Genomic DNA, 24,800 nt, shown 5'->3' on the forward strand with positions numbered 1-24,800 from the left:
GTCCGTCTCACCCTCCGGCTGGCAGCCCGGAGCGCGGGGCGGTCGCCAGGTGGTCGCCGACGCGCTTGACCATGAGGGTCATCTCGTACGCGACCTGGCCGACGTCGGACTCGGCGTCGGCGAGCACGGCCAGGCAGCTGCCGTCGCCGGCGGCCATGACGAACAGGAAGGCCTCGTCGAGTTCGACGACGGTCTGGCGGACGCCGCCGGAGTCGAAGTGCCGGCCGACGCCCTTGGCCAGGCTGTGGAAGCCGGAGGCGACGGCCGCGAGGTGCTCGCTGTCCTCGCGGGTGAGGTCCTTGGAGCTGCCGGTGGGCAGCCCGTCGCCGGAGAGGACGACCGCCTTGCGGATGCTGCCGACCTTGTCGACGAGCTCGTCGAGGAGCCAGTTGAGCGGGCCGGAGCCGCGGCTCCTGGTGTCGTTGCCGGTCTGCGGTGCGGTCATCGACCGTCCCCTTCGTTCTCGGATCCGGGGCCCGGGGCGGCGGGGGTGCCGGCCTCGGCCTCGGACTGCTGCGGTGCGTGCTGGTTGCGGCCGGCCGTCCAGCCGCGCTGGAGGGCGGACATGCGCGTACGTACGTCCTCCGCGTCGCGGTCGGCGACGGGGTTCGCGGTGGTGTCGGCCGGTGCCGTGGCCGGGGCGGTCTTGAGTTGCGGGGCCAGGTTGGCCTGGCGGACCCGACGGGGGAGACCGCCGGGGCCGCCGGCCGGCGCGCCGCCGCCGGACGTCTCGGCGCGGGCCGTCTCCTGCCCCTGGCCGGCCCGTCCGACCATCGACACGGGGCGCGGTTCGACGCGGCGACCGTGGTCGGCGACCAGGGTGGGGGTCGGGCGGCGGCGGGGCAGGGGGATGGCGCCGGCGGGGCGCGGGCTCTCCGAGTCGGGGCGCGGGCGCTCCACGCGGACGGGGCCGGTGGGTGCGGCGCCCTCGCGGTCGCCGGTCGGGTCCGGGCCCCGGTCGCGGTGGCGTTCGCCGAGCCGGTCGGCCTTGCGGGCGCCTGGGCGCTCCGGGTACCGGTCGGTGCCCGGCCGGGCCGCGGGGCGAAGTCCGAGGACGGCGCCGGGGATGCCGCCGGGCGGCGTCTCGTCGTCGAGGGTGGCCATCGGGGGGCGGCCGCCGACTCCGGTGAGGCCGGTGATGCCGGTGGCGACCTCGTCGAGGGCCTCGGGGTCCTCGTCCAGCCCGTCGGCGCCGTCCAGGTCCAGGGCCCCGAGCGGGCCCTCCAGCTCTACGGGACCGTTCAGCACCCCGGTGCGCAGGGGTCGACCGGCCGGGGCGCCGCCGAGGGCCGCGGAACCGCCCTTGCCGGAGGTCACCGGCCGAGCGGCCTTGCCGGGCTTGGCGTTCCTGCCGGCCTTGGCGTTCTTGAGCCCGTCGAGGCGGATGCCGGTGCCGTTGGTGTCGGGGGCCTCCGTGAGCAGTTCCACCGGGAGGAAGACCACGGCGGTGGTGCCCCCGTACGGGCTCGGCTGGAGGACCACCTTGACGCTGTGGCGCCGGGCGAGGCGGCTGACGACGAACAGGCCGAGCCGGTCGGTGTCGGAGAGCTCGAAGTCGGGTGTCTCGGCCAGGCGGAGGTTCGCGTCGAGCAGCGCCTCGGGGGTCATGCCCAGGCCCCGGTCGTGGATCTCCAGGGTGAAACCGTTGGCCACGCGTTCGCCGTGGACCTGGACCGCGGTGTGCGGCGGGGAGAACACCGTCGCGTTCTCCAGGAGTTCGGCGACGAGGTGGGTGACGTCGGCCACGGCCGGACCCTCGATGCCGATGCGCGGGAGCCTGCGCACCTCGATGCGCTCGTAGTCCTCCACCTCCGCGACGGCGGCCCTTACGACGTCCATCAGTTGCACGGGCTTGCGCCACTGGCGGGAGGGCGCGGCGCCGGAGAGGATCACCAGGCCCTCGGCGTGCCGGCGCATACGGGTGGTCATGTGGTCGAGGCGGAAGAGGTCGGCCAGTTCCTCGGTGTCCTCGGTGCGGCGCTCCATGGTGTCGAGCAGCGTCAGTTGGCGGTGCAGCAGTACCTGGTTGCGGCGCGCCAGGTTGACGAAGACCTCGGAGACGCCCCGGCGCAGTTCGGCCTGCTTGACGGCGGCTTCGACGGCGGCGCGCTGGAGGCTGTTGAGGGCGAGGGCGACCTGGCCGACCTCGTCCTTCTCGAATTCGAGCCTCGGTGCCTCGGTCTCCACGTCGATGTGCTCGCCGGCCGCGAGGCGGCGCATCACGCTGGGCAGCCGGACGCCGGAGGCCTCGTGGGCGTCCTTGCGGAGCCGGGACAGGTCGCGGATGAGGTCGCGGCCGATGCGGACGGACATGACGAGGGAGACGATCAGGGCGATGAAGCCGAGGACGCCCGCGACGGCGGCCTGGATCAGCACCTTCATGGCGACGGGCTTGACGCGCTCCTGGTAGCGGTCGCCGGCGGCGGTGTTCATGTCGGCGAGGTCGCCGAGCACCTTCGCGGCGGCTTCGTCCCACTGGGCCGCGGTGAGGGTGCGCGGGGGCTTGGCGGCGCCGCCGGAGATGAATCGTTCCTCGGCGTCGCGCAGCGCCTTGGTCTCGGGGCCGGACCAGTACTGCTCGAAGACGTCGCGGTCGTCGGCGGGGAGGATCGCCAGGTTGAAGTCGTAGAGCAGCGCGCGGTTGGCGGTGTAGTCGGAGACACTGCGGACGTCGGCGGCGCCGATGTTGCGGGCGGCGAGGGCGGAGGCGATGACGGCGTCCTCGCGGGAGAGCGTCTCGCGGGCGCGGGTGATGCCGACGAGGGCCCGCCCCTGCTTGTCCATCTCCACGTCCTCAAGGGCGTGGAGGTTCATCAGGAACTCGTAGCAGGGATCGACGAGCCGGCTGTAGAGGTCCAGGGCCTGGCCGGGGGCGAGGCTGTTCTGGTCGACGGAATGCCGCAGCGCCGCGATGCCGTGGAAGGCGTCGAGGATGGAGCGCAGCCGCTGGGCGTTGGCGGGGCTGAGCTGGTCGGCGACCTTGGGGTTGGAGGCGTTCGCGGTCATGCCCTGGACGGCCGTGTCCGTGGCGGTGCGGCTCCTGGTGAGTTCGGCGGTGGCGGCCGAGGCCCGGGGGTCCCCGATGACGACCAGGGTCTGGCGGCGTTCCTTCTGCAGGACGCGGACGACGTCCTCGATGGGGTAGCCGACCTTGGCGATGACGGGGGCGACGCCGAGGAGTTGCACGGCCTGGCGGCCGGTGATGAAGGTGGCGAAGCCCCAGAGGGCGGTGAGGGAGACGAGCGGCACAAGGAGCAACGCCACGATCTTCCGGCGGATGGACTTCCCGCGAAAGCGCATGGCCTCCCCAGCCTCCCCCAGGTCAACCCCGTTACCGGGGGTCGGTGTTCCGTCAATTAAACGGCGTGAGCCTACTACTGCCGGGGAGCGGCTTCGAAGGCGTGTCCGGACGTTTTCGGACTGCCCCCCTTGTGAAGATCATGAGTTGTCCTTTGCTTCCGGGCAAGTCAGGCCCGTCATGTGGCACATGAATCCTGGTGGGGCGCCGGTTCCCGCTCTCGGATGGATGGCCGGAATTCCGCCTCCCGGCGTCGGTTCCGGCCGCCGCGAACCGGTTTTCCGTTCCGGGAATCTCCCGGCCCCGCCGATCGTCTGACAGGGAAGACGGTCGAAACACCACATGGGGGTATGAGGTGTGGGTAGGCAACGCGGACCGTGCGGTGGGGAGTGAGTGGACCATGAGCACGACGGACGACGCAGTGACGGACGACGTGAAGACGGGCGACGCGGTGATGGGCGACGCGATGACGGAGAACGCGGACACGGCGTACGCGGACACGGCGTACGCGGAGTACGGCGGGGCCGGGACGACGGCCACGAGGCGGTCCTTGTGGGTGGAGGAGCCCGCACGCCGGTACCGGATGCCCGATCCGGTGCGGGCTTCGGCGGTGCGGGCGGCGCTGATAGTGGCCCTGACCCTGATGCAGGCGACGGTGAGTTTCTTCCTCACGCTCACCGGCTCGTGGCTCGCGCTGCCGATGGTGCTCGGCGCGATAGCCGGGACGGTGGTGGCCACCTGGGCCGTGCTGGACGTGGTGATCACCCGACAGACGTGGAACCAGCGCCACGGGGTGCTGTCGCAGCCGAGCAGCACGGCCCGCGCTCGCCGTGAGGAGCGCCGGGCCGGCCAGGCCCGTGCGGGGGCGTCCGGCCGGGTGCCCCGTATACGTGCGGCCGAGGGCGGCCGGCTGGCTGCCCACGGCCGCTGACGATACGGGACCGGCGACGGAACGGAACCGGCGACGGAACGGGCCGCCCGGCGCGGGGCGGTCGTCGCGACGGCCGCCCCGCGCCGGGCGTCAGGCGCCCGTGGTCGAGCGGCGGAACATGCGGGTCGCCGTGATCTCGCCGTGGATGGTCTCGCCGTCGGTGGACTGTTGCGGCAGGCCCGGGCGCAGGTGCTCCTCGACGCTGATGTACTTCAGGCCCGCGCGCAGGTCCGCGTCGTTGCGCAACCGGATGACCAGCGGGAACTCCGCGAGGGCCGTCGTGTCGAACAGACCTGTGGTGTAGAGGAGTTGGACACCGAGGGCGTCGGAGACGGCCCGCTGGAGTTCCAGCAGGTACGTGGCGTTCGCACGGCCGATGGGGTTGTCCAGGAACAGCGTGCCCGCGTGGCGGTGCTTGTCGCGCCCGCGGTCGTTGCTGCGCAGTGCCGCCATGGTGCAGTAGAGGGCGATCGCGGCGGTGAGCAGCTGGCCGCCGGAGAAGACGTCGCCCATCTGTCCGACCGGGACCCGCTCGGCGCGCAGTACCGCGTCGGGCTTGAGGATCTCCACGGCGATGCCCTTGGGTTCCAGGGCGGCCTGGACTCCGCGCAGCAGCAGGGACATGCCGTCGCGACGGCCTTCGCCGAAGGAGGCGGCGCTGTTCTTCTTGACGGCGGCGCGGGTGGCCTCGTCGATGACCTCGCCGAGCCGCTCGGTGAGGGTGGCCTGGTCGGGTTCCTCGAAGCGGATCCGGAGGAACTCCTGGCCCGACCACTCCCCCAGGCCCTCGGGGAGCTGGGAGAGCCGCTGGGCGGAGCGCAGGGTGGCCAGCGCGGATTCGACAAGGCCGCGCAGCCGGTCGACGATGCTGTCGCGGTTGCGCTCCAACTGCGCGAGTTCGTCGGTGAGCACCCGCAGTCGGGGGGCGAAGGCTGCGGCCCAGGCCGCCGCGTGCTCCGGCAGGGCGGAGGCGGGCAGTTCGCGGATCTGCTGGCGCGCGGGGGTGCGTACCTGCTCGTAGCGGTTGGCGTTGGCGTGGCGGACCAGGATGTCGCTCGCCTCGCGGACGGCGGACTCGGCGGCGGACAGGTCGGCGGCGCAGGCGCGCAGCGAGCGGCGGGCCTCGGCGGCGGACTGGCGGGCCTCCTCCAGGCTGCCCCGGTGGGGCGCCGGCTCCTGCTCGTCCTCCTGCTGCGTGTGGTCGCGCAGCAGGTCCCGCAGGATGGCGGCGGTCTCGTCGAAGCCGCCCGCCCCGTCCTCGGCGGTGCGGTGGGCGCGCAGCAGGTCCGCGTGCGCGGCGCGGGCGCCCTCGACGGCGGCGGTGTGGGCGGCGAGCTGCGCGGTGGCGGTGCGCAGCAGGTTCTGGGCGTGCTCGACGTCCTCGGGTACCAGCTCGTCCGGCAGGTCGGTGTGCGCCTCGCCGTCGGCGGGGGCGTGCCGTTCGGCCTCGCCGCGCAGCCGGCCGAGCTGTTCGCTCGCCGCCGACGCCCGGGACTCCAGCATCTGTACGAGGGCCTCGGCGCGGGCGGCGGCGGCCTGCCGGGAGGGGCCGTCGGCGCCGTCGGTGCCTTCGAGGAGCTGGGCGGCGCGGGTGCGGACCTTGTTGGTGAGCCGGTCGAGTTCGGCGAGGGCGGCGCTCTCGTCGCTTTCGGCGCGGGCCTGCTCGGCGCGCAGGTCGGCGCCGACGCCGACCTTCTCGTAGAGCCGGGAGGCCGCGCGGTAGGCCTCGCGGAGGTCCGGCAGGGGGGCCTTGGGCGTGCCGTCGTCCGCGGGGAGCGGATCGGGGGCGCCGGCGATGTCGGCGCGCTCGGCGCGCAGCGCGCGGGCGGTGCGCCGGGCGTCGTCGGCCGCCCGCTGGGCGGCGCGCCGGTCCTCGTCGGCGGCGCGGGCACGGTCCAGGCACGCTTCGGCGCGGGCCTCGGATTCGGCCGCCTCGTCGGCGAGTTCCCGCAGTCGGGCCTGCCAGCCGGAGCGCTCGCGCAGGCGGTGGGCGAGGCCGGAGAGGACGTCGGCGGCCCGGCGGGCACGCTGGGCGGCGTCCTGGCGCTCGTCGCGGACCCGGGCCGCGTCGGCGGCGGCTTCGTCGGCCTCGGCGCGTACGGTCCGGGCCTCCGCGAGCTCGGCGTCGCATTCCTCGGCGAACGACCGTGCGGACGTCGCGTGTTCGGCGAGTTCGGTGAGGCGGCCGGGCGGGCAGCCGGTGCGCCAGGAGGCGAGTCGGGCGGCGAGTTCGCGGTCGCCGGAGAGGCGGCCGGCGAGGTCGCGGATCTCGGTGTCCCGGGCGGTGGCGCGGGTGCGCAACGCCTGGCGTTCCTCGTCGGCGGCGTGTTCGTCGTGCATGGCCGGGTTCGGCGGCACGATGAAGATGCCGGACGCGCCGGCGCCGTCGGCGGCGTCGACCGGGGGGACGGGGGCCAGCAGCGCGGCGGCGGTGCCGACGGCCACGGTGGAGCGGGGCAGCAGGGCGGCGCCGGAGAGGACCTCCCGGGCGCGGGAGTGGGTCTCGGGGTCGGTGATGACGACGCCGTCGACGAGTTCGGGCCGGGCGGCCAGGACGGCGGCGTGGTCGGCGGGGTCGACGGCCTGGGCGAGGTAGCGCCAGCCGGGGAGGGCGGGGATGCCGTGTTCGCCGAGGTACTCGACGGTGGCGAGCACGTCGGGGCCGGGCGGGAGCAGCCCGCCGTCGCCGAGGGCGCCGAGGATGCGGGCGTCGTCGGCGGCGGCGGTGCGCAGCTCGAACAGTTGACGTTCGGCGGCGGCGACCTGGTCGGTCAGCAGGGTGTGCAGGTCCTCGGCGCCCCGGTCGAGGTCGGCGGCGGTGAGCCTGCCGGCGGTCGCCGTCAGGACCGGACCGCCGGGGCGGTGGCCTTCGGCCGGGCGGTGGCCGGCGGCGGCGTGGCTTCCGTCGGCCGGGTGGTTCCCGTCGGCGGTGCCCTCGCCGGAGCGGGGGCTCGGGACGTGGGCGTCGGGGGCCGCGGGAAGACCGAGGAGCTCCGCGAGGCGCGGGGCGGCGGCGAGGGAGTCGGCGGCGCGCTGCTCCGCGGCGTGGGCGGCCTCGGCGGCTTCGGCGGCGTCCGCCGCGCGCGCGGCGGTGAGTTCGGCGCGGGCTTCGCCGGCCGCTGCCTCGCGGGCGGCCTCGGCGGCGGCGCGGGCCACCTCGCGGGACTCGTCCCAGGCGGCGACGGCGCTCTTCTCGGCGTCGCTCGCGGCGAGGGCGGCCCGGGCCGGGTCGGCGTCGGGCGCCGAGTCGTCGAGCCAGCCGGCCCGTACGGCTTCGGCGGTCTCCTGTTCGACCTCCGACAGGCGGGCGCGGAGGTGTTCGGCCTCGCTGCGGGCACGCTGGGCGGCCGTGGCGGCGGCGGTGGCGTCGCGGTGGGCGGCTTCCCCCGCGGCTTGCAGGACGGCGGAACGCTCCTCCTCCTCGTTGGCCCGCGCCTCGCCCTGCTCGGCGGCGGTGTGCAAGGCCCGTACGAGTTCGGTGGCTGCCGTGGCGCGGGCGGCCAGGGCCGGGGCGGCGTCGCGCTCGGCCTCCAGGATGGCGGCGGCGACCCGGGCGGAGCGGTCGGCGGCGGCGCGGTGGCGCAGTACGGTCTCGGCGGCCTGCCAGGCGGAGTGCAGGGTGCGGGCTTCGAGGAGTTCGCGGCGCTGGGCGGCCGCGGCCCTGTCGGCGACGGTCAGGGCGAGCGAGGCGTGCCGGTAGGCGAGTTCGGCGGCGATGGCGGCGCTGCGTTCGCGGGCGGACTCGGCGGCGGTCACGGCGTGGGCCGCGCCGGTGACCCGCTCGGCGAGCTCGGCGGCGCGGCCGCGCTCTTCCGCGGCCCGGGCCGACAGGCGCCGGGCGAGGGTGCGCGTGCGGCGTTCGGCGCCCGCGTGGACGTCGCGCAGTCGGGAGCGTGACTCGGCGGCTTCGACGATCTTGGTGAGCAGTTCCACCGACCCGGCCGTGAAGTCGCGTTCCGCCATCAGCTCGGAGCGGCGGCCGAGTTTGTTGCCGAAGCCGTGGACGAGGTCGGCGAGGCCGTCGGTGTCCCGGGTGTCGGTGACGGCGCGCAGCAGGAGGTCGGTGAAGTCGGAGTCCTTCTTGACCGCGAAGAGGCCGGCGGCCTCGCCCTCGTCGGCGTTCATCTCACGCTGGTAGCGGAAGAGTTCGGGGTCCAGGCCGAGGTCGGTGAGGTGCTCGTTCCAGCGATCGTGGATCTCCTCCCAGTACACCTCCAGGTGCGGGTACGCCTTGCCGGCCTCGGTGAGCGAGTCGCGGAAGCCCTTCATGGTGCGGCGGCGGCCCTGGGCGCCGGAGGCGCCTTCGACGGGCGGGCGCACGGCGGTGGCCTCGGCGACGGGCAGGTTGTCGAGGCTCAGGCCCGGTCCGGGGCGGAAGGAGTACCAGGCCTCCGCGAACTTGCGCGGGTCGTTGGAGACCTGCCGGCCCCGCCATTCGCTGACCTTGCCCACGACGACGCACTCGCCGGTCTGGGTGTGCTGCCACTCCAGGGCGACGTGGCCGCAGTCGTCGGCGAGCAGGAACTTGCGCAGCACGCCGGAGCTGGCACCGCCGAGGGTGTTGCGGTGGCCGGGCAGCATCACCGAGAAGATCAGCTTCAGCAGGACGGACTTGCCGCCGCCGTTCTCCAGGAAGAGGACGCCCGCGGGCGCGGGCCGGCGAGGCGGGCCCGTCGGCTCGTCCTCGAAGAACTCCGCCTGGGCGGGCGCCGGGTGGGGCACCGGTTCGCCGACTCCGCGCAGGTCGAGCACGGTGTCGGCGTAGCGTGCGCCGGCGGGCCCGATGGAGTAGAGGCGGATCCGGGACAGCTCGTACATGGCGGCGGGTTCTCGCGGTCTCTCGTGGTGCGTACGGGGATCAGGGCTCGGGCGTGCGTACGGGGATCGGGGCTCAGGCGTGGAAGGGCAGGCCGGCGTCGGCGGCGAGTTCCAGGTCGTCGCCCTCGGGCGGCGGCAGGAGGGTGGCGGAGCCGTCGCTGACGGGGACCACGCCGAGCTCCAGGAGTTCGGCCATGGCCGCGCTGCCCGCCATGTCGCGGACCTGGAGCTGGTAGCGGGGGGTGGTGCGGTAGGTGCCGCCGGAGTCGTCGCCGGTTCGCTGGAGGAAGCCCGACTCGGTGAGGAAGGCGGCGGCCTTGCCGACGATGCCGGTGGTGGAGCCGGCCAGGCGGCGGGCGTCCTTGGTGGCGCCGGTGGCGCTGCGGCGGGCGTAGACCCGCCAGGCGGCTTCCAGGCCGGGGGTGTCGGAGGCGGGGTCGGTGTTCTCGCCGAGTTCCTCGGCGCGCTCCTCCAGGCGGCGGCAGGTCTGCCGCACGAAGGAGTCGACGCCGTTGACGGTGATCCGGCCGATGTAGCCGTCGTCGGCGAGGTCCTCGGGCCGGGGGAAGGCGAGGGCGGCGACGGCGAGGTGGGCGAGGCCGTGCAGGAAGCGGTCGCCGCCGTCGGCGGCGGTACGGCGGGCGTAGTCGCCCATCCGGACGGCGAAGACGGAGTCCTCGTCGGCGGCCACCGCCATGCCTGCGCGGGGCGAGACCTCCAGCACGACGAGTCCGAGGCCGGTGGCGACGGCGTCGGCGAGGCGACCGAAGGCGGGGTCCTCGCGGTAGCGGCGCAGCAGTTCGGCGTATTCGGCGTCGCGGGCGGGGAGCAGCTTGGGCTGGAGCCCGAAGGCGACGAGCCGGGCCGCGTCCGCGGCGTCGGCCGGGGTCACGGCCGCGGCGCCGGGCGCCGGCGCCGGGCCCGAGGGCGCGTCGGGCTCGCCCCACGCGGGGGCTTCGGCGTGGTGGTCGCTCACGGGTGGTGCCTTTCGTGGTGTGCGGTGGTCTCGGCGGCGGCGGCCGGAACGGCCGGCGGCCGGCCCCGGTCCGGGCGTCGCGGCTCCCGGTGGAACCCGGCCCGGCAGCCTGGCCCGGCGGGAGGACGGCGTTGCGGGTCGGTGGGGCCGGCGGCCACCGGGCGGGGGCTCGCGGCCGGGCGGTCGACCGGCCTGAAAGCGGCGCGCCCGCCGACCGGGCAAGCGGCGACGGAGCGCTCGTGGGGCGGCGCGGCGGTGGGCTCGGGGGTCGCGCACGCGACCCACCCGACCATCGCCGTGGTGCGCGGCCCGGGGCCCGTGACCGCCGGCGACCCCGCGCCCGACGGGGTGGGAAGCCCGCCCCCGCGCGCTCGGCGGTGCGAGCTGCGCCGCCCGCGCGGGGGCGCGGGCCGGCCCCGCGCGGCGGACGCGGCGGTCTCGGCCGTACCGGGAACGGCCGCAGCGACGACCATCGACGCGGTGAGCGGAGCGCACCGCGCAGACAAGGGCGCGGGCCGGGATTGCGCGGCGGACACGGCGCTCTCGGCCGCGGCGACGACCGTGGACACGGTGAGCGCAGCGCACCGCACACACACGGGCGCGGGCCGGCCCCGCGCGGCGGACGCGGCGGTCATGCCGCCTCCGTCCGGTCGGCGGTCATCGCGGCGGCGTCGAGGAGGGCCGTGCCGACGATCAGGTCGGCGCCGCCGAACTCCGGGTCGTCCAGCTCGGTCCCGTCGTCGACGGCGAACAGCAGCCGCTCCTCACCCTGGCGGTAAGCCGTGCCCACCGCGGGGCTCGCCGCGTGTACGGCCAGCAGGGCCACGAGGTAGGGCAGTTCGGGGTCGGCGCGCCGGGCCTCGGCCAGCAGGCCGGACAGCCGGCGCGGGGCGTCGTGCGGGAGGTCCAGGAGCTCCATGGCCGCGGCGAGCTGCTCCTCGCTGAACCGGCTGTCGTCCGGGGTGGCGATCAGGTCGGGCTCGGGCATCTCCACGCCCAGGTGCTCGCGCTCCACGGGCGGCGTCAGCAGGATCTCCACCAGGTCGGCGACCCGTACCGAGACGGGGGTGCGCAGTCCGGTGCCCCGGGCGAAGAAGGCGTCGGTGACCTTGACGGCCTGTTCCAGCGGCAACGGCAGCACCGGGGCGATCAGCTGCCCGTACAGGTCGATGCCCGAGCGCGGCGCCGGGGCCGCGAAGGCCTGCCGGTCCTGTTCCGCGCGGAAGAGCGGGCCCGCGTCCAGCAGTCGTGACTGGAGCTGGGTGTGGCGGCGAATGCAGTCCTTGACGATGTCGACCAACTCGGCCGCGCGCCGCTTGTTGTCGGGATCCTCGGCCTCGTCGCGGGCCTTGCGGATGTTGGTGAGGATGGCGTTCTCGTGCCGGTAGCGGTCGGCGACGTGCTCCAGGGCCTCGGCGATCATGTCCGGGACGGCTTCGAGCCAGTCCACCGCCCGTACGTTGCGCCGCGTCGCGTCCAGCGTCCGGCGCAGGGTCTCCGCGTACTGGACCGTGCGGTAGCGGGCCTGCTCGGCCGCGAGTTGGGCGTCGGCGAGCCGGCCTCGGCTGATCAGCACCTCCAGTTTGACCTCGGCGGCGATCTGCGCGCTGGTGACGTCGGTGTCCAGGGCGCCGACGAGTACGTTCACGGCTTCGTCGGTGGTGCGCAGGTACACCGCGCCGCCGTAGCCGGGGACTTCCTCGATGAGCTTGAAGTCGTAGTCCCTGCGGACATAGACACCGTCGGGCCCGAAGGTGCCGTAGATCGCGCGGAAGCCGCGGTCCACGCTGCCGACGTTGATCAGGTTCTCCAGGACCCAGCGGGCCACCCGCTCGTGCTCGGCGGCGGGCCGGTCCGGGGCCTGGGCGGCGACGCGCGGCAGCAGTCGGGCCACTATCTGCTCGTGGTCGGCGCCGGTGTCGAAGTCCATGTTCAGGGTGACCAGGTCGATCGCGGCCAGCGCGACCTCCGCCATCGCGTAGACCCCGTACTCGCCGGCCAGGTTGGCCTTGCGGACGTCGAGGTCGTGCAGCGGGGCGGTGCAGGCGAGGGCGCGCAGCCGCCGGGCCAGGCCCTCGTCGGCGGCCGGGCCCGGCGCCGGGGACGTAAGGGGCTTCGCCGGGGCAGGGAGAGTCACGACGGAAAGACTAGGCGCTGACACGGACAACATCCCAAACGGCACGGATCGGCCGATCCTCCCCGGGCGCGGTGCGCGGTCCGCGCGGGGCGGGTCCCGTGCGGGACGTGTTCCGCGCGGGCCTGTTCTACGCTCACCGCATGGCTTCCGTGATCACACCCGTCATCGACCTCAACGCCGACCTCGGCGAGGGCTTCGGACGGTGGACGCTGACGGACGACGAGGCCCTGCTGTCGGTCGTCACCAGCGCCAACGTGGCCTGCGGCTTCCACGCCGGAGACCCGTCCATCATGCGCCGGGTGTGCGAGCTGGCCGCCGAGCGGGGCGTCCGGATCGGGGCGCAGGTCTCCTACCGGGACCTGGCGGGCTTCGGGCGGCGGGCGATGGACGTGCCGCCGCGCGAGCTGGCCGACGAGGTGGCCTACCAGATCGGGGCGCTGGAAGTGTTCGCGCGGGCGGCCGGCTCCGCCGTCTCCTACGTGAAACCGCACGGCGCTCTCTACAACCGCACCGTGCGGGACGGGGCCCAGGCGGGCGCCGTCGTCGCCGGGGTGCTGCTCGCGGCCGGCCCCGGGGGCCTGCCGGTGCTGGGTCTGCCGGGTTCGCTGCTGTTGGCGGCCGCCGAGGCGGCCGGGCTGCCCGCGGTACGGGAGGCCTTCGCCGACCGGGCCTACACGGCGGCCGGGACGCTGGTGCCGCGCGGCGAACCGGGAGCGGTCCTGCACGACGCGGACGCGGTGGTGGCCCGGGCGGTCGGGATGGCGGCCGAGGGGTTCGTGACGGCCGCGGACGGGACGGCGGTGCCGGTGGGCGCGCGTTCGCTGTGCCTGCACGGGGACACCCCGGGCGCCGCGGACCTCGCGCTGCGGGTGCGCGGGGCGCTGGGCGCGGCCGGGGTGCGGGTGGAGGCGTTCGCGTGAGGACGCTCGTCGTGGGCACCGGGGCGCTGCTGCTGGAGACGGAGTCCGCCGCGGAGGTGGCAGCGCTGCACGCGGAGTTGCTGCGGCGGCGCGCGGAGCTGGGCGGCGTGCGGGACATCGTGCCCGCGGCGCGGACGGTGTTGCTGGACGGTGTGCGGGACCCGGCCGCCCTGGGGGCGCGGATCGCCCGCTGGGAGGTGCCCGCCCTGACGCCGTCCCAGGGGCCGCTGGTGCGGGTGCCGGTCCGGTACGACGGGCCGGACCTGGCGGAGGTGGCGGCGCTGTGGGGCGTGCGGGCGGACGAGGTCCCGGAGGTCGTCGGGGGCACCGTCTTCCGGGTCGCGTTCTGCGGCTTCGCACCCGGTTTCGGCTACCTCACGGGGCTTCCGGCCCGTTTCCACCTGCCCCGCCGGGCCACGCCCCGGACGTCCGTCCCGGCGGGCTCGCTGGCACTGGCCGGCGAGTACGCCGGGGTCTACCCGCGCTCCTCCCCCGGCGGCTGGCAGCTGATCGGATCGACGGACGCGGTGGTGTGGGACCCGGAGCGGGAGCCGGCCGCGCTGTTCGCCCCGGGGGTACGGGTGCGGTTCGAGGAGGCGGGGGCGTGAGCGGGCTGCTGGTGGTGCGGGCGGGGGCGCTGACCACCGTCCAGGACCGGGGGCGCCCCGGGTTCGCGCACCTGGGCGTGCCCCGGTCGGGCGCGCTGGACGCGGGGGCGCACGCGCTGGCCAACCGCCTGGTGGGCAACCCGCCGGACGCCGCCGCCCTGGAGACCACGCTGGACGGCGTGGCGCTGCGCGCGCGGGCCCCGGTCACCGTGGCCGTCACGGGGGCGCCCTGCGCGGTACGGGTCTCGGGGCGCCCGGCGCCCTGGGGAGCGCCGGTCCGGCTGCGGGCGGGGGCGGAGCTCGACGTGGGCCGGGCGGTCTCGGGGCTGCGGAGCTACGTCGCGGTGCGGGGCGGGTTCGCCGTCCCGCCGGTGCTGGGCAGTCGCTCGACGGACCTGCTGTCGGGGCTGGGGCCGGCCGTCCTGTCGGCCGGGACGGTGCTGCCGGTGGGCCCGGCCGGGGCGGATCCGGTCCGCGGGGCGGACGCCCTGGGGGTGCCGGGGCCGCCGGCGGAGCTGGTGCTGCCGCTGCGGCCGGGCCCTCGGGCCGACTGGTTCGAGGCGGCCTCGGTCGAGCGGCTGCTGCGGTCGCCCTACCGGGTGTCGGCCCGGTCGAACCGGATCGGTCTGCGTACGGAGGGCGGTCCTGCGCTGATCCGCCGCCGGAGCGGGGAACTGCCGAGCGAGGGCATGGTCCTGGGCGCGGTGCAGATCCCGCCGGACGGCCTCCCGGTGCTGTTCCTGGCCGACCACCCCGTCACGGGCGGCTACCCGGTGCTCGGCGTGGTCCTCCCCGGCCGCCCGCTGGACGCGGCGGCCCAGGCCGGACCGGGGACGGTGGTGCGGTTCGTGCGGGCCTAGGGCCCCGGGCCGCCCTCGGGTCCGGGTCGGCGGGGCCCCGTCCGTGAAGGGCGCGGTCTGTGGGGCGGTTCCCGAGCCCGGGGCTTCCGGCAGCCCGGCGGGCCTCGGGCCCGGGAAAGGGCGCGCGGGGCGGAGCCGGGCCCCCTACACCGCCGACTCCGGGGCGATGCGGCTGCGGACCGCCGACTGGACGTCCTCTTCCTCCGCCGGGTCGGCCGCGAGGCGGCGCAGACGCGGGGCGACCCGTGCGTCGGCGGTCTCGGCGTGGCGGGCGGCGACCTCGCGGGTGGTCTCCTCGCAGTCCCACAGGCACTCGACGGCGAAGCCCGCCGCGAAGGACGCGTCCGTGCCGGCCAGGGCCCGGGCGGCGCGACCGCGCAGGTGCGAGGAGGACGTCTCGCGGTAGATGTGGCGCAGTACCGGCGCCGCGCAGCCGATCGCCAGTCGGCCGGCGCCGTCGACGAGGGCGAACAGACGCCGGGTGTCGGGGCCGTGTCCGCGGACGGTGGAGCGCAGGGCCCCCAGCACGAACCGGGCGTCCTCGGGGCCGCCGCGGGCCGCGAGGAGGGCGCCGGCGGCGGCTCCCAGGGCGTCGGGGCGGTGGACCCACAGGCGGGCCCGCTCGACGGCCGCCGGGCCGCACATGCGCTCGTAGGCGGCCACGGCGGGCTCGTCCCCGGCGGCTTCGATGAGGTCCAGCACGGCCGGGTTGTCCGGTTCGGCCAGGACGAGGTGGTGCAGGGCCGTGGCCCGGGCGGCCTCGCCGTGTGCCCCGGCGGCGGCCGCGAAGACGGTCGGGCGGTCCTCGGGCGCGGCCACCGCGGCGAGGCAGCGGGCGGCCGGGACGTGCAGCGGCGTGCCGCGGCGCAGCCCGTCGGCGGCCCATTCGAAGACGGCCTGGACGCCCCAGCCGGGCTGGGGGCCCTTGGGGGTCAGTTGGCGCTGCCAGCGGTCGAAGGAGCCCTGTTCACGGGCGGCGCGCAGCCGCTCCCCGTGGGCGGCGGTCTCCTCCCACAGCCGCCAGGGCCGGGGCTCGTAGGCGTCGCGGACGGCGGTGGCGAGCCGCGCCCCGCCGTCCTTCGTGGCGGGGAAGCGGGCGAGCACGGGCGCGGCCAGGGACCGCAGGCCCTCGTCGTCGTCGCGCAGGGCGAGCTCGTCGAGTGCCCAGGACCAGTTCACGCCGTGGGCGGCGTACCGGCGCAGCAGCATCAGCGCGTCGTCGCGCCCGTAGGCGGCGAGGTGGCCGAGCACGGACAGGGCCAGGCCGGTCCGGTGCTCGTCCTCGTCGAGGATGTCCTCGGCGCCGAAGAGGTGGGCCTCGATCTCGCCGAGGGGGCCGTCGAGGTCCAGGTAGAGGCGGGCGTAGTACAGCGAGCGGTTCTCGACCTGCCAGTCCCGGCGCGGATCGCTGACGACGCACTGGTCGAGGGCCGCGAGGGCCTCCACCCTGGGCGCCGCGAGCGCGTGCAGCGTGCCGTCGCCGCGGCCGCGCTGGAGGAGCCCGAGCAGGGTGCCGCTCGGCGCTATGACTGGTTCGAACATGGGAATGGCCTCAAATCAAGCTGGGGACGCAACCGGGAATCGGGATTCACAGGGCCGCGTAACAGCATGTGAGGACGTTCGCCGACTTGTTCCGCTCGATGTTGACCATTGCCTTCTCACTCTCGTCGATGCTTCGCGATCAGTACGGCCGGTTCGGCGGGGGTGGGCGGGAACGGCGTTCGTGTCCAGCCCGCTCCTGCCCGTCCGTCATGTCCGCGAATCGAATCCGACGCCATGATGACCCAGGCGGTTTGTGCGCCGCGACCACATTTACGTCCGCCGTGACCAACCCGTGAGGTCGGGGACCGGTCGCAAGCGCGCCGGTCCCGGCCGGAAACGGACTACTCGGCTCCGAAAAGTGCGAGCAGGTCGGTCTTGGCGAACATGCGCGCCGTGTCCACGGCCGAGGGCGTTCCGGCGTACGGGTCGGCCCCGCCGGCGAGCAGCGCGCGGATGACGGCCTCCTCGCCCTTGAAGACGGCGCCGGCCAGCGGGGTCTGGCCGCGGTCGTTGGCCCGGTCGGCTTCGGCGCCGCGCTCCAGCAGGGCGGTGACGGCCTCGGCGTGACCGTGGTAGGCGGCGAGCATGACGAGGGTGTCACCGCGGTCGTTGGTGAGGTTCGCCGGGACGCCTGCGTCGAGGTACGCGGCCAGCGTCGCGCTCTCGCCCTGTCGGGCGAGGTCGAAGATCTTGGTGGCCAGCTCGATGACGTCCTCGTCGGGGACGTCCTGCGCCCCGGTGCCGTCCTCGGTGTGCTCGCTCATCGTTCGTACCGCCTTTCACTCACTGTCGTCGGCAGGGGTTTCCCCAGGCCGCGGGGGCAGGGGGGCGTACGGGACCGCGTCCGTACGGGTGAATCGCCAGGGTAGCGCCCGGGTCAGCACACGACGGGGACGGTCCGAGGCGAAGATCTCCCTTGCCCCGGTCCACCCCCGCCCGCCGCACCCCACCCACCGTCCCCCGACCGCGCCCCTTGACCGCTTCGGGGCCGACGCGCCAGCCGGGCGCGGCCGGTCAAGTGAAAGTCGCCGGGATTCACTCGTATGCACCTTTTGTCGCATTGATACTTTCTGTGAGCCTGGAAGAACTGATGGTGACCGTCCCACTCCCACCCACCAGGAGAAGTCGTCATGGTCCTGTCCATCTCAGGCGTCGTTCTGCTCGGCATCATCGCCTTCCTCTTCTTCAAGAAGGACGGGATGAAGCTGACCCACGCGTTCGTGTGCTCGCTGTTCGGCTTCTTCCTCGCCGGCTCCGCCATCGCCCCGAGCATCACGGCGAGCACGGCGAGCCTCGCGAGCCTCCTCGGTGGGATCAAGCTCTGAGCCCGCCCCACGCCGTTCAGGCCGGCCGGCCCGGGCCGGCCTGACGGCCGTCCGGGGCCGCCCCGCTCCCGGCCGCACCACACCACTCCGCGCCCGACCGTCCCGCGCAACCGCACCGTCCCGCCACACCACAACTCCAGGAGACGCCCGTGGCCCGGCGCCCACTCCCCCGCATCCTCATCGGTGGCACCCTCTCGCCGGCCCGGGGCCGCGACCTCGCCCGCGCGGCCGCCGAGAACGCCACGGACGTCCTCCATCCGCTGCTCGTCATCGGGCGCGGTCTGCGCGTCCTGGCCTCCATCGGGCGACGCAAGTGGGCCGACACCCCCAAGGACAAGCGCGGCCCCGCGCTGTTCCTGGGGGCCGCGGTCGTCCTCGTCCTGGCGCTCATGCCCTACGGCCCGCTCATCGGACTGCTCGCCCTGATGGGGACGGCGGCCTGGCACGGACGGCCGCGCACCCCCGTGAAGACCGGTCCCAGCGACGCCGAGGCCGAGCGCCTCGGCTCGCTCTACGAGGCCCTCGTGCCCTACTTCTCCGTCCCGGAGGACCCCAGCCCCCTGTTCGCCCACGGCGGGAGCTGGGACCAGGCGTTCAGCGACCACGCGTTCGACGCGTCGGGCCGCGTCACCCGGCTCCGCATCCGCTACCCGGCCTACTTCGCGGACGGCGAGCCCGCCGCCCGGGCGCGGATCGAGGCCCTGCTGCACACCAAGTCCGGGCGCGGGCGGGAGTACCTCTTCGACTGGGACGAGGAGGGCAACCAGCTCGAACTGCGGGTGTTGGACGCCCTGTCGACGGGCATCGCCGCCCAGCCGTTCGTGACCGCCCCCGGGGAGACGGTCCTCGGGTTCACCGACGCCGGTGGTGTGCAGCGCACGCTGCCCGTGCTGGAGGGCGACGAGCCGTGTGACGCGCCCCCGGTGATCTGGCGGACCGGACCCCGCTCGACGGAGCCGCACCTGCTGGCGGTCGGCCAACCGGGCAGCGGCACCTCGACCCTGCTGCGCTCGATCGCCTTGCAGGCACTGCGGCACGGTGGCGAGGTGCTGATCGTCGAGGGCGGTGGCAGCGGCGAGTACGCCTGCCTCGCCGGCCGGGCGGGGGTGCTCGCGGTCGAGTGCGGTCCGAGCGGGGCGGCGGCCACGCTGGAGTGGGCGGCCCAGGAGACGGAGCGGCGGCTGATCGCCGCCCAACGGGCCCGGGAAGCCGGCAGCGCCATGCCCGAGGACGCCCGCCGCCCGCTGTGGGTCCTGCTCGACCGGCCCGGCGTCCTCGCGCACCCGGCGGCGGCCGAGGGTGGGCCGGAGCCGTTGGGGCGGCTCCAGGTGCCGCTGCGGCACGGGCGCGCGGCGCACGTCACGGTCGTGGTGGCCGAGCAGTTCGAGCAAGTGGAGCTGCTGGGCGACTGCGTCTGGCAGTACACCCGGGCCCGGGTGGTGCTCGGCCCGGCAGGCAGCGGGCAGATCGCCGAGGTACTGGGGCTGCCCCCGCACACCACCCCGACGCCGCAGGTGCCTCCGGGGCGCGGGTACGCCCGCCTGGGCGCGGGTCCCGTCCACCGGCTCCAGGTACCGGCCACGCCGGACCCGTACGACGACGCCTCGCACCCGGCGCACCGACAGGCGGTGCGGGAGCTGCTGCCGGAGCGGACGGAGCGGCGCGCGCCCAGGCCGGCGGGGCCGGAGGACCTCGCCCCCGCCAAGCCGCTGCGCATCGTCCAGCCGCCGGCGCGGGCGCAGGCACCGTCGATCGACGTCGAGGAGGGCGGGAGCGACGAGGCGCAGGAGCGGGAGGAGAAGGGCGCGCGGGAGGCGCTGGAGGCGTCGGCGGAGACACCGAAGGCCCGCGGCCCCTGGCCCGTGGGTCCCTGAGCCCGCCCCGGACCGGCTCTGAGCCCGCCCCGGACCGGCCCGAGCGGCCCAGCGCGCGCCGCCGCGACCCGCGTACGGGCTACGCGACGAACGTGCGCGGCGGCTCCGCCCCGCTGCCGCCCGCGCCGGTTCCGACCAGCCGGGCCGCCGCCGCCAGCCGGGCGGCGGCTTCCTCGGCGACCGGGCCGCCCACGGTGAACGGCAGCCGGACGTACCCCTCGAACGCCCCGTCCACGCCGAACCGGGGGCCCGAGGGGACGCGCACGCCGACCCGCTCCCCCACCTCGGCCAGGCGCGAGCCGGACAGTCCGCCCGCCCGGGCCCACAGCGTGAGACCTCCCCGGGGCACGTCGAACTCCCAGTCCGGCAGTTCCCGGCGCACCGCCGCGACCAGCGCGTCACGGTTGTCCCTGGCCTGGACCCGGCGGATGCCCACCGCCTCCTCCCAGCCGCCGGTGCGCATCAGCCAGTTCACCGCGAGCTGTTCCAGCACCGGGGTGCCGAGGTCGGCGTAGGCGCGCGCGGCGACCAGGCTGCGGATGACGTCGGGGGCGGCGCGTACCCAGCCGATCCGCATGCCCGCCCAGAACGCCTTGCTGGCCGAGCCGACCGTGACGACGGTGGAGCCGGCCGGGTCGAAGGAGCAGACCGGTCGGGGCATCGCGAGGTCGGGGTCGAGCCGCAGTTCGGCCATGGTCTCGTCGGCGACCAGGACGGTACCGGCGGAGCGGGCCGCCTCGACCATGGCGCGGCGCTGGTCGTCGGAGGCCAGGGCGCCGGTCGGGTTGTGGAAGTCGGCGACGACGTAGGCGAGGCGCGGCGCGGAGTCCCGCAGCACCTGACGCCAGACGTCCATGTCCCAGCCGCCGAGCCCGGCGGACATCGCCACGGGTACGAGGCGCACCCCGGCCGCGCGCATGAGCTGGAGGATGTTGGCGTAGGAGGGCGACTCGACGGCGATGCGCTCGCCCCGGCCGGCGAAGAGGCTGCAAATGGCGTCGATGGCACCCATCGCGCCGGTGGTGACCATGATCTGCTCGGGCATGGTGGGGATGCCGCGCTCGGTGTAGCGGTCGGCGAGCATCCGGCGCAGCGCGGGCAGTCCGGCGGGGTAGTCGCCGTGGGTGTGGGCGTAGGGCGGCAGCTCCTCCAGGGCTCCTTGGACGGCTTTGGTGAGCCAGGGTTCGGGGGCCGGGAGGGCGGCGCAGCCCAGGTCGATCATCGAGCCGAGGGATTCGGGAGGCAGCGGTTCCAGGCCCCGGGCGGGCAGCGGGTTCCCGGCGGGTACGGCGGTCCAACTGCCGGCGCCCCGACGGGATTCGAGGAATCCCTCGCCGCGCAGGGCCTCGTAGGCGGCGGCGACGGTGGTGCGGCTGAGGGTGAGCGCGACGGCCAGTTCCCGCTCGGCGGGCAGCCGCGCGGCCACGGGGACGCGGCCTTCGAGGACGAGCAGCCTGATCCCGTCGGCCAGGACGCGGTAGGCGGGGGGCTTGCGGGAACCGGGGACGGGAGGCCGGTCCTGTTGCGAGGTGACCAGACGGGCGAGCTGGGCGGCACCGACCGCTGAGGTCCACTGAGCCATGCTGTCCGGTCCACCTTCGTCGAATTGGCCTCGACCCACCGGTTCGGGGGTCGGCATTGGATCGCTCCTGCGGGGTCAGGGTGTCATGGGGAGGTCCATTCGGGCCAGGGGGACCGGATCGTTCACCACGTGTCCGTCCGGCCGCTCACGCCCCACCGGTCGCAGCGGGCATACTGCCGCCGTGACGCACGTACGCCTTCGCCATCCGTACCTGGACCACCCGGCCCCGATCCCCTTCGCCCACCGGGGCGGGGCGGCGGACGGCCTGGAGAACACCGCCGCCGCCTTCCGACGGGCCGCCGCGGCGGGCTACCGGTACTTCGAGACGGATGTGCACGCCACCGCCGACGGCAAGCTGGTCGCCTTCCACGACGCCACCCTGGACCGGGTGACGGACGCGAAAGGCCGGATCGCAGAGCTGTCCTGGAGGCAGGTGAGTGCCGCGCGGGTGGCCGGGACGGAGCGGCTGTCGCTCTTCGAGGACCTGCTGGAGGAGTTCCCCGACGCCCGCTGGAACGTGGACATCAAGGCCGAGTCGGCGCTGTACCCGCTGGTCAACCTGATCGCCCGGGCGGGCGTGTGGGACCGGGTGTGCGTGGGTTCCTTCTCGGAGGGCCGGGTGGCCCGGGCGCACCGGATCGCGGGGCCCCGGCTGGCGACCTCCTACGGGGTCCTGGGGGTGTTGGGGCTGCGACTGCGCTCGTACGCGATCCCTGCGGCCCTGCGGGTGGGCGCGGTGGCGGCGCAGGTCCCGGAGACCCAGGCGGGCGTACGGGTGGTCGACCGGCGCTTCGTCCGCACCGCGCACGCGCGCGGGCTCCAGGTGCACGTGTGGACCGTGAACGAACCGGAACGCATGGAGGCGCTGCTCGACCTGGGCGTGGATGGCATCATGACCGACCGGATCGACATCTTGCGCACGGTGCTGGACCGCCGCGGAGCCTGGGCCTGACCGCTCGCCGGGCCCGCGCGCGGGCCCGGTCGGCCGGTGCGGCACGGGGACGGCGAGGGGACACCGCATGACGGCGCAGACGACGGACAAAGCGGAACCGGGGGCGGAGGACGGCAGATCCGCCGCCGCCCGCAAGCGCGAACAGCACGGCTGGTACTTCTACGATTTCGCCTGCTCGGTCTACTCGACGAGCGTGCTCACGGTGTTCCTCGGGCCGTACCTGACCGCCGTGGCCAAGGCGGCGGCGGACGCCGAGGGCTACGTGCACCCGCTGGGCATCCCGGTCCGGGCCGGGTCCTTCTTCGCGTACTCGGTGTCGGTCTCGGTGATCGTCGCCGTGTTGATCATGCCGCTGGCCGGCGCGGTGGCCGACCGCGGCGGGCGCAAGAAGCCCTTGTTGGCTGCGGCGGCCTACACGGGCGCGGCGGCGACCACCGGGATGTTCTTCCTGAGCGGCGAGCGGTACCTGCTGGGCGGGCTGCTGCTGATCGTCGCGAACGCCGCGCTCGCCGTCTCGATGGTGCTCTACAACGCCTACCTGCCGCAGATCGCCACCCCCGACGAACGGGACACCGTCTCCTCGCGGGGCTGGGCGTTCGGGTACACCTCGGGCGCGTTCGTCCTGGTCCTGAACCTGGTCCTGTTCCAGGGCCACGACTCCTTCGGCGTGTCCGAGGGCACGGCGGTACGGATCTGTCTGGCCTCGGCGGGCCTGTGGTGGGGCGCCTTCGCGATCGTCCCGCTGCGCAGGCTGCGCGACCGGGCGGTGGTGCGCGAGGCGGGAGCCGCCGCGCCGGTCAGCGGCTGGCGGCAGTTGGTCGCGACGCTGCGGGACATGCGGCGCTTCCCGCTGACGCTGTCGTTCCTGCTGGCGTACCTGATCTACAACGACGGCGTACAGACCGTGATCTCGCAGGCCTCGGTCTACGGGTCGGAGGAGTTGGGGCTGGAGCAGTCGACGCTGATCGTGGCGGTGCTCCTCGTACAGGTCCTCGCGGTGGCGGGCGCGCTCGGGATGGGGCGACTGGCGCGTTCGTACGGCGCCAAGCGGACGATCCTCGGTTCGCTGGCCGCGTGGGCGCTGACGCTGGCGGCCGGCTACTTCCTTCCGGCGCGCACTCCGGTGTGGTTCTTCGTACTCGCCTCGATGATCGGCCTGGTGCTGGGCGGCAGCCAGGCGCTGTCGCGGTCGCTGTTCTCGCACCTGGTCCCGGCGGGCAAGGAGGCCGAGTACTTCTCCGCGTACGAGATGAGCGACCGCGGGCTGAGTTGGGTCGGGCCGCTGGTGTTCGGCCTGACCTACCAGGTCACGGGCAGCTATCGGACGGCGATCATCTCGTTGGTGGTGTTCTTCGCACTGGGTTTCGTGCTGCTCGCCCGGGTGCCGGTGCGGCGCGCGGTGGAGGCGGCGGGCAATCCTGTTCCCGAACGGCTCTGAGAACGAATTCGGAACGAATTTCGACGTTGAAGCAAAGGGCCGGTAGTGTACGCCTTTGCCCTGCCAGGCGGACCGTTACTGCGCGCACAAGAAGCATGAGCGTTGGGTGACATCTGCTGCCAGATGTGACAAAACGGGCAGCGGTGGGTACAACAAGGGGCGGCACGACGGGCGACGCACGACCCGGAGCGGGAATCTATACCGCCGACCGGACGTTGACCGGATGACGACGACAGCGACACCTGTCCTGTGGGCGACAAGCCCGGGAGGCACGATTCATGAGTGAGCGAGCTCTCCGCGGTACGCGGCTCGTGGTTACCAGCTACGAGACGGACCGCGGCATCGATCTGGCCCCGCGCCAGGCGGTGGAGTACGCATGCCAGAACGGTCATCGATTTGAGATGCCGTTCTCGGTTGAGGCAGAAATTCCGCCGGAGTGGGAGTGCAAGGCGTGCGGCGCCATGGCACTCCTGGTCGACGGGGACGGGCCCGAAGAGAAGAAGGGCAAGCCCGCGCGAACGCACTGGGACATGCTCATGGAGCGACGCACCCGCGAGGAACTCGAGGAAGTGCTGGCCGAGAGGCTGGCGGTCCTGCGTTCCGGCGCCATGAACATTGCCGTGCATCCGCGGGACAGCCGCAAGTCCGCCTGACACCCGGACTGGGAACAAAGCCGAGGGCCCCCGCCACTTCCTGTGGCGGGGGCCCTCGGCGTGCTCGCGTCCCGGCGCGCTTCGGCGCCCGTGGGTTCACGGGTCCGTGAGTGCGTAGGCCCGTGAGTGCGTAGGCCCGTGAGTGCGTAGGCCCGTGGGACTCGTGCGGTGCCGAAGCAGCCGGGCGTAGGGGCTGGGGGCCTACGGGTCTACGGGTCTACGGGGACGGGTCTACGGGGCTCAGGCACCCGGGCTCAGGAGGCGAGCGGCGGGCGGTAGCCGGAGTCCGGGCCGGACGGGCCGGCGCCCGGACCGGGCCGCGGCCGGTCCTCGCGGACGACCTCGCCCCGCACCACCTTGCCGTCGGGCTGGTGGATGCGGGCCTGTTGGAACGCGGCGCCGAAGCCGCCGCCGGTCGCCGAGGTCATCGTGCGTTCCAGGGAGCGGGCGAGCCGGCGGCCGGCCAGCGCGCGCACCGGCGGCAGCAGCAGGAGCAGTCCGGCGACGTCCGAGAGCAGGCCCGGCAGGATCAGGAGCAGTCCGGCCAGCATGACCAGGCCGTTGCCCCGGCCCTGCTGCCGGTCCTCGGGCGCCGTGCCCTGCCCGACCCGCTGGAAGCTTGCGGTGAGGTTCCGGAAGGCTCGGCGGCCCGCCCGCTTGATGACCACCGCGCCGAGCACGATCCCGCCCAGCAGGAGCAGGGCGACGGTGAAGCCGCCGGCCGCCCCCGCGACCAGGCTCAGCAGCCAGATCTCCAGGATGAACCAGGCGGCGACCGCCAGGGGGAGGTACGTACGGGCGGCCGAGCGCCGCCGGGGAGCAGTCGAGGTGCCGGTCGTCATGACCCCAGTGTGCCTGGGGTGGCGTAAAAGCGACCTCAGTCGGA

The 24,800-nt window shown here is 74.9% G+C and carries 18 protein-coding genes; 9 read left to right on the plus strand and 9 right to left on the minus strand.

Going from position 1 to position 24,800, the window contains the following annotated elements; genetic code table 11:
• Window positions 1-7 precede the first annotated feature (7 nt).
• Together E6R62_RS01955 and E6R62_RS01960 are read right to left on the minus strand one after the other, a co-directional pair.
• Complete coding sequence (locus E6R62_RS01955) at window positions 8-445, minus strand: roadblock/LC7 domain-containing protein (protein WP_136210705.1); 438 nt, start codon at window positions 443-445, stop codon at window positions 8-10.
• A complete protein-coding gene (locus E6R62_RS01960; protein ID WP_136210707.1) occupies window positions 442-3,300 on the minus strand; it encodes a nitrate- and nitrite sensing domain-containing protein in 2,859 nt (952 codons plus the stop codon). Before E6R62_RS01960 ends, E6R62_RS01955 begins: the two co-directional genes overlap by 4 nt.
• Window positions 3,301-3,698: 398 nt before the next feature.
• On the opposite strand from E6R62_RS01960, the gene E6R62_RS01965 reads away from it, so the two are divergent.
• Complete coding sequence (locus E6R62_RS01965; RefSeq protein ID WP_206308624.1) at window positions 3,699-4,229, plus strand: hypothetical protein; 531 nt, start codon at window positions 3,699-3,701, stop codon at window positions 4,227-4,229.
• Between the two features lie 90 nt (window positions 4,230-4,319).
• Here the strand turns inward: E6R62_RS01965 and E6R62_RS01970 are convergent, their stop codons facing one another.
• From E6R62_RS01970 to E6R62_RS01980, 3 genes are all read right to left on the minus strand, one after another.
• Complete coding sequence (locus E6R62_RS01970; protein WP_136210709.1) at window positions 4,320-9,047, minus strand: hypothetical protein; 4,728 nt, start codon at window positions 9,045-9,047, stop codon at window positions 4,320-4,322.
• 73 nt (window positions 9,048-9,120) lie between these two features.
• Window positions 9,121-10,023 (minus strand): hypothetical protein, encoded by a 903-nt coding sequence (locus E6R62_RS01975; RefSeq protein WP_136210711.1) that lies wholly within the window; start codon window positions 10,021-10,023, stop codon window positions 9,121-9,123.
• 631 nt (window positions 10,024-10,654) lie between these two features.
• Complete coding sequence (locus tag E6R62_RS01980) at window positions 10,655-12,193, minus strand: hypothetical protein (RefSeq protein WP_240801445.1); 1,539 nt, start codon at window positions 12,191-12,193, stop codon at window positions 10,655-10,657.
• Between the two features lie 107 nt (window positions 12,194-12,300).
• Between E6R62_RS01980 and E6R62_RS01985 the strand changes: the two genes are divergently transcribed.
• The 3 genes from E6R62_RS01985 to E6R62_RS01995 are packed head-to-tail and all read left to right on the plus strand — an operon-like array spanning window position 12,301 to window position 14,548.
• A complete protein-coding gene (locus E6R62_RS01985; RefSeq protein WP_136210715.1) occupies window positions 12,301-13,080 on the plus strand; it encodes a LamB/YcsF family protein in 780 nt (259 codons plus the stop codon).
• Window positions 13,077-13,688: an allophanate hydrolase subunit 1 gene (locus E6R62_RS01990; protein ID WP_136210718.1), complete on the plus strand. Its 612-nt coding sequence runs from the start codon at window positions 13,077-13,079 to the stop codon at window positions 13,686-13,688. Before E6R62_RS01985 ends, E6R62_RS01990 begins: the two co-directional genes overlap by 4 nt.
• On the plus strand, window positions 13,685-14,548 hold the full coding sequence (locus E6R62_RS01995; RefSeq protein ID WP_240801435.1) for a biotin-dependent carboxyltransferase family protein: 864 nt from the start codon (window positions 13,685-13,687) through the stop codon (window positions 14,546-14,548). The genes E6R62_RS01990 and E6R62_RS01995 overlap by 4 nt, the downstream gene beginning before the upstream one ends.
• A gap of 144 nt (window positions 14,549-14,692) precedes the next feature.
• Here the strand turns inward: E6R62_RS01995 and E6R62_RS02000 are convergent, their stop codons facing one another.
• Both E6R62_RS02000 and E6R62_RS02005 read right to left on the minus strand, forming a co-directional pair.
• Window positions 14,693-16,090 carry a HEAT repeat domain-containing protein gene (locus E6R62_RS02000; protein WP_136210720.1) on the minus strand — a complete coding sequence of 466 codons (1,398 nt, stop codon included), beginning with the start codon at window positions 16,088-16,090 and terminating at the stop codon, window positions 14,693-14,695.
• A 341-nt stretch (window positions 16,091-16,431) separates the two neighbouring features.
• Window positions 16,432-16,854: an ankyrin repeat domain-containing protein gene (locus E6R62_RS02005; protein ID WP_136210721.1), complete on the minus strand. Its 423-nt coding sequence runs from the start codon at window positions 16,852-16,854 to the stop codon at window positions 16,432-16,434.
• Window positions 16,855-17,220: 366 nt separating this feature from the next.
• Between E6R62_RS02005 and E6R62_RS02010 the strand changes: the two genes are divergently transcribed.
• On the plus strand, window positions 17,221-17,415 hold the full coding sequence (locus E6R62_RS02010; protein ID WP_136210723.1) for a hypothetical protein: 195 nt from the start codon (window positions 17,221-17,223) through the stop codon (window positions 17,413-17,415).
• Between the two features lie 149 nt (window positions 17,416-17,564).
• The gene (locus E6R62_RS02015) at window positions 17,565-19,289 is read left to right on the plus strand and encodes a hypothetical protein (RefSeq protein WP_240801436.1); all 1,725 of its coding nucleotides are present in this window, start codon (window positions 17,565-17,567) and stop codon (window positions 19,287-19,289) included.
• A 79-nt stretch (window positions 19,290-19,368) separates the two neighbouring features.
• Here E6R62_RS02015 and E6R62_RS02020 read toward each other — a convergent pair whose 3' ends face one another.
• Entirely contained in the window at window positions 19,369-20,871 is a 1,503-nt protein-coding gene (locus tag E6R62_RS02020) for a PLP-dependent aminotransferase family protein (RefSeq protein WP_136210725.1), read from the minus strand.
• 181 nt (window positions 20,872-21,052) lie between these two features.
• Between E6R62_RS02020 and E6R62_RS02025 the strand changes: the two genes are divergently transcribed.
• The 3 genes from E6R62_RS02025 (at window position 21,053) to E6R62_RS02035 (ending at window position 23,914) form a co-directional block, all read left to right on the plus strand.
• Window positions 21,053-21,823, plus strand: coding sequence for a glycerophosphodiester phosphodiesterase (locus E6R62_RS02025; RefSeq protein WP_136210727.1), 771 nt, complete (start codon window positions 21,053-21,055; stop codon window positions 21,821-21,823).
• Window positions 21,824-21,890: 67 nt separating this feature from the next.
• Entirely contained in the window at window positions 21,891-23,261 is a 1,371-nt protein-coding gene (locus E6R62_RS02030; protein WP_136210729.1) for an MFS transporter, read from the plus strand.
• 278 nt (window positions 23,262-23,539) lie between these two features.
• Complete coding sequence (locus E6R62_RS02035) at window positions 23,540-23,914, plus strand: RNA polymerase-binding protein RbpA (protein ID WP_007262928.1); 375 nt, start codon at window positions 23,540-23,542, stop codon at window positions 23,912-23,914.
• Window positions 23,915-24,168: 254 nt separating this feature from the next.
• Here E6R62_RS02035 and fxsA read toward each other — a convergent pair whose 3' ends face one another.
• Complete coding sequence (gene fxsA / locus E6R62_RS02040) at window positions 24,169-24,756, minus strand: FxsA family membrane protein (protein WP_136210731.1); 588 nt, start codon at window positions 24,754-24,756, stop codon at window positions 24,169-24,171.
• Window positions 24,757-24,800 lie beyond the last annotated feature (44 nt).

It is taken from the genome of Streptomyces sp. A1136 (assembly GCF_004795055.1).
In the GTDB taxonomy this organism is placed as follows: domain Bacteria; phylum Actinomycetota; class Actinomycetes; order Streptomycetales; family Streptomycetaceae; genus Streptomyces.

Coding starts and splice junctions, on each gene's coding strand:
- E6R62_RS01955 (WP_136210705.1), bottom strand. CDS start 445: ATGACCGCACCGCAGACCGGCAACGACACCAGGAGCCGCGGCTCCGGC.
- E6R62_RS01960 (WP_136210707.1), bottom strand. CDS start 3,300: ATGCGCTTTCGCGGGAAGTCCATCCGCCGGAAGATCGTGGCGTTGCTC.
- E6R62_RS01965 (WP_206308624.1), top strand. CDS start 3,699: ATGAGCACGACGGACGACGCAGTGACGGACGACGTGAAGACGGGCGAC.
- E6R62_RS01970 (WP_136210709.1), bottom strand. CDS start 9,047: ATGTACGAGCTGTCCCGGATCCGCCTCTACTCCATCGGGCCCGCCGGC.
- E6R62_RS01980 (WP_240801445.1), bottom strand. CDS start 12,193: ATGTTGTCCGTGTCAGCGCCTAGTCTTTCCGTCGTGACTCTCCCTGCC.
- E6R62_RS01985 (WP_136210715.1), top strand. CDS start 12,301: ATGGCTTCCGTGATCACACCCGTCATCGACCTCAACGCCGACCTCGGC.
- E6R62_RS02000 (WP_136210720.1), bottom strand. CDS start 16,090: ATGTTCGAACCAGTCATAGCGCCGAGCGGCACCCTGCTCGGGCTCCTC.
- E6R62_RS02005 (WP_136210721.1), bottom strand. CDS start 16,854: ATGAGCGAGCACACCGAGGACGGCACCGGGGCGCAGGACGTCCCCGAC.
- E6R62_RS02010 (WP_136210723.1), top strand. CDS start 17,221: ATGGTCCTGTCCATCTCAGGCGTCGTTCTGCTCGGCATCATCGCCTTC.
- E6R62_RS02020 (WP_136210725.1), bottom strand. CDS start 20,871: ATGGCTCAGTGGACCTCAGCGGTCGGTGCCGCCCAGCTCGCCCGTCTG.
- E6R62_RS02030 (WP_136210729.1), top strand. CDS start 21,891: ATGACGGCGCAGACGACGGACAAAGCGGAACCGGGGGCGGAGGACGGC.
- E6R62_RS02035 (WP_007262928.1), top strand. CDS start 23,540: ATGAGTGAGCGAGCTCTCCGCGGTACGCGGCTCGTGGTTACCAGCTAC.
- fxsA (WP_136210731.1), bottom strand. CDS start 24,756: ATGACGACCGGCACCTCGACTGCTCCCCGGCGGCGCTCGGCCGCCCGT.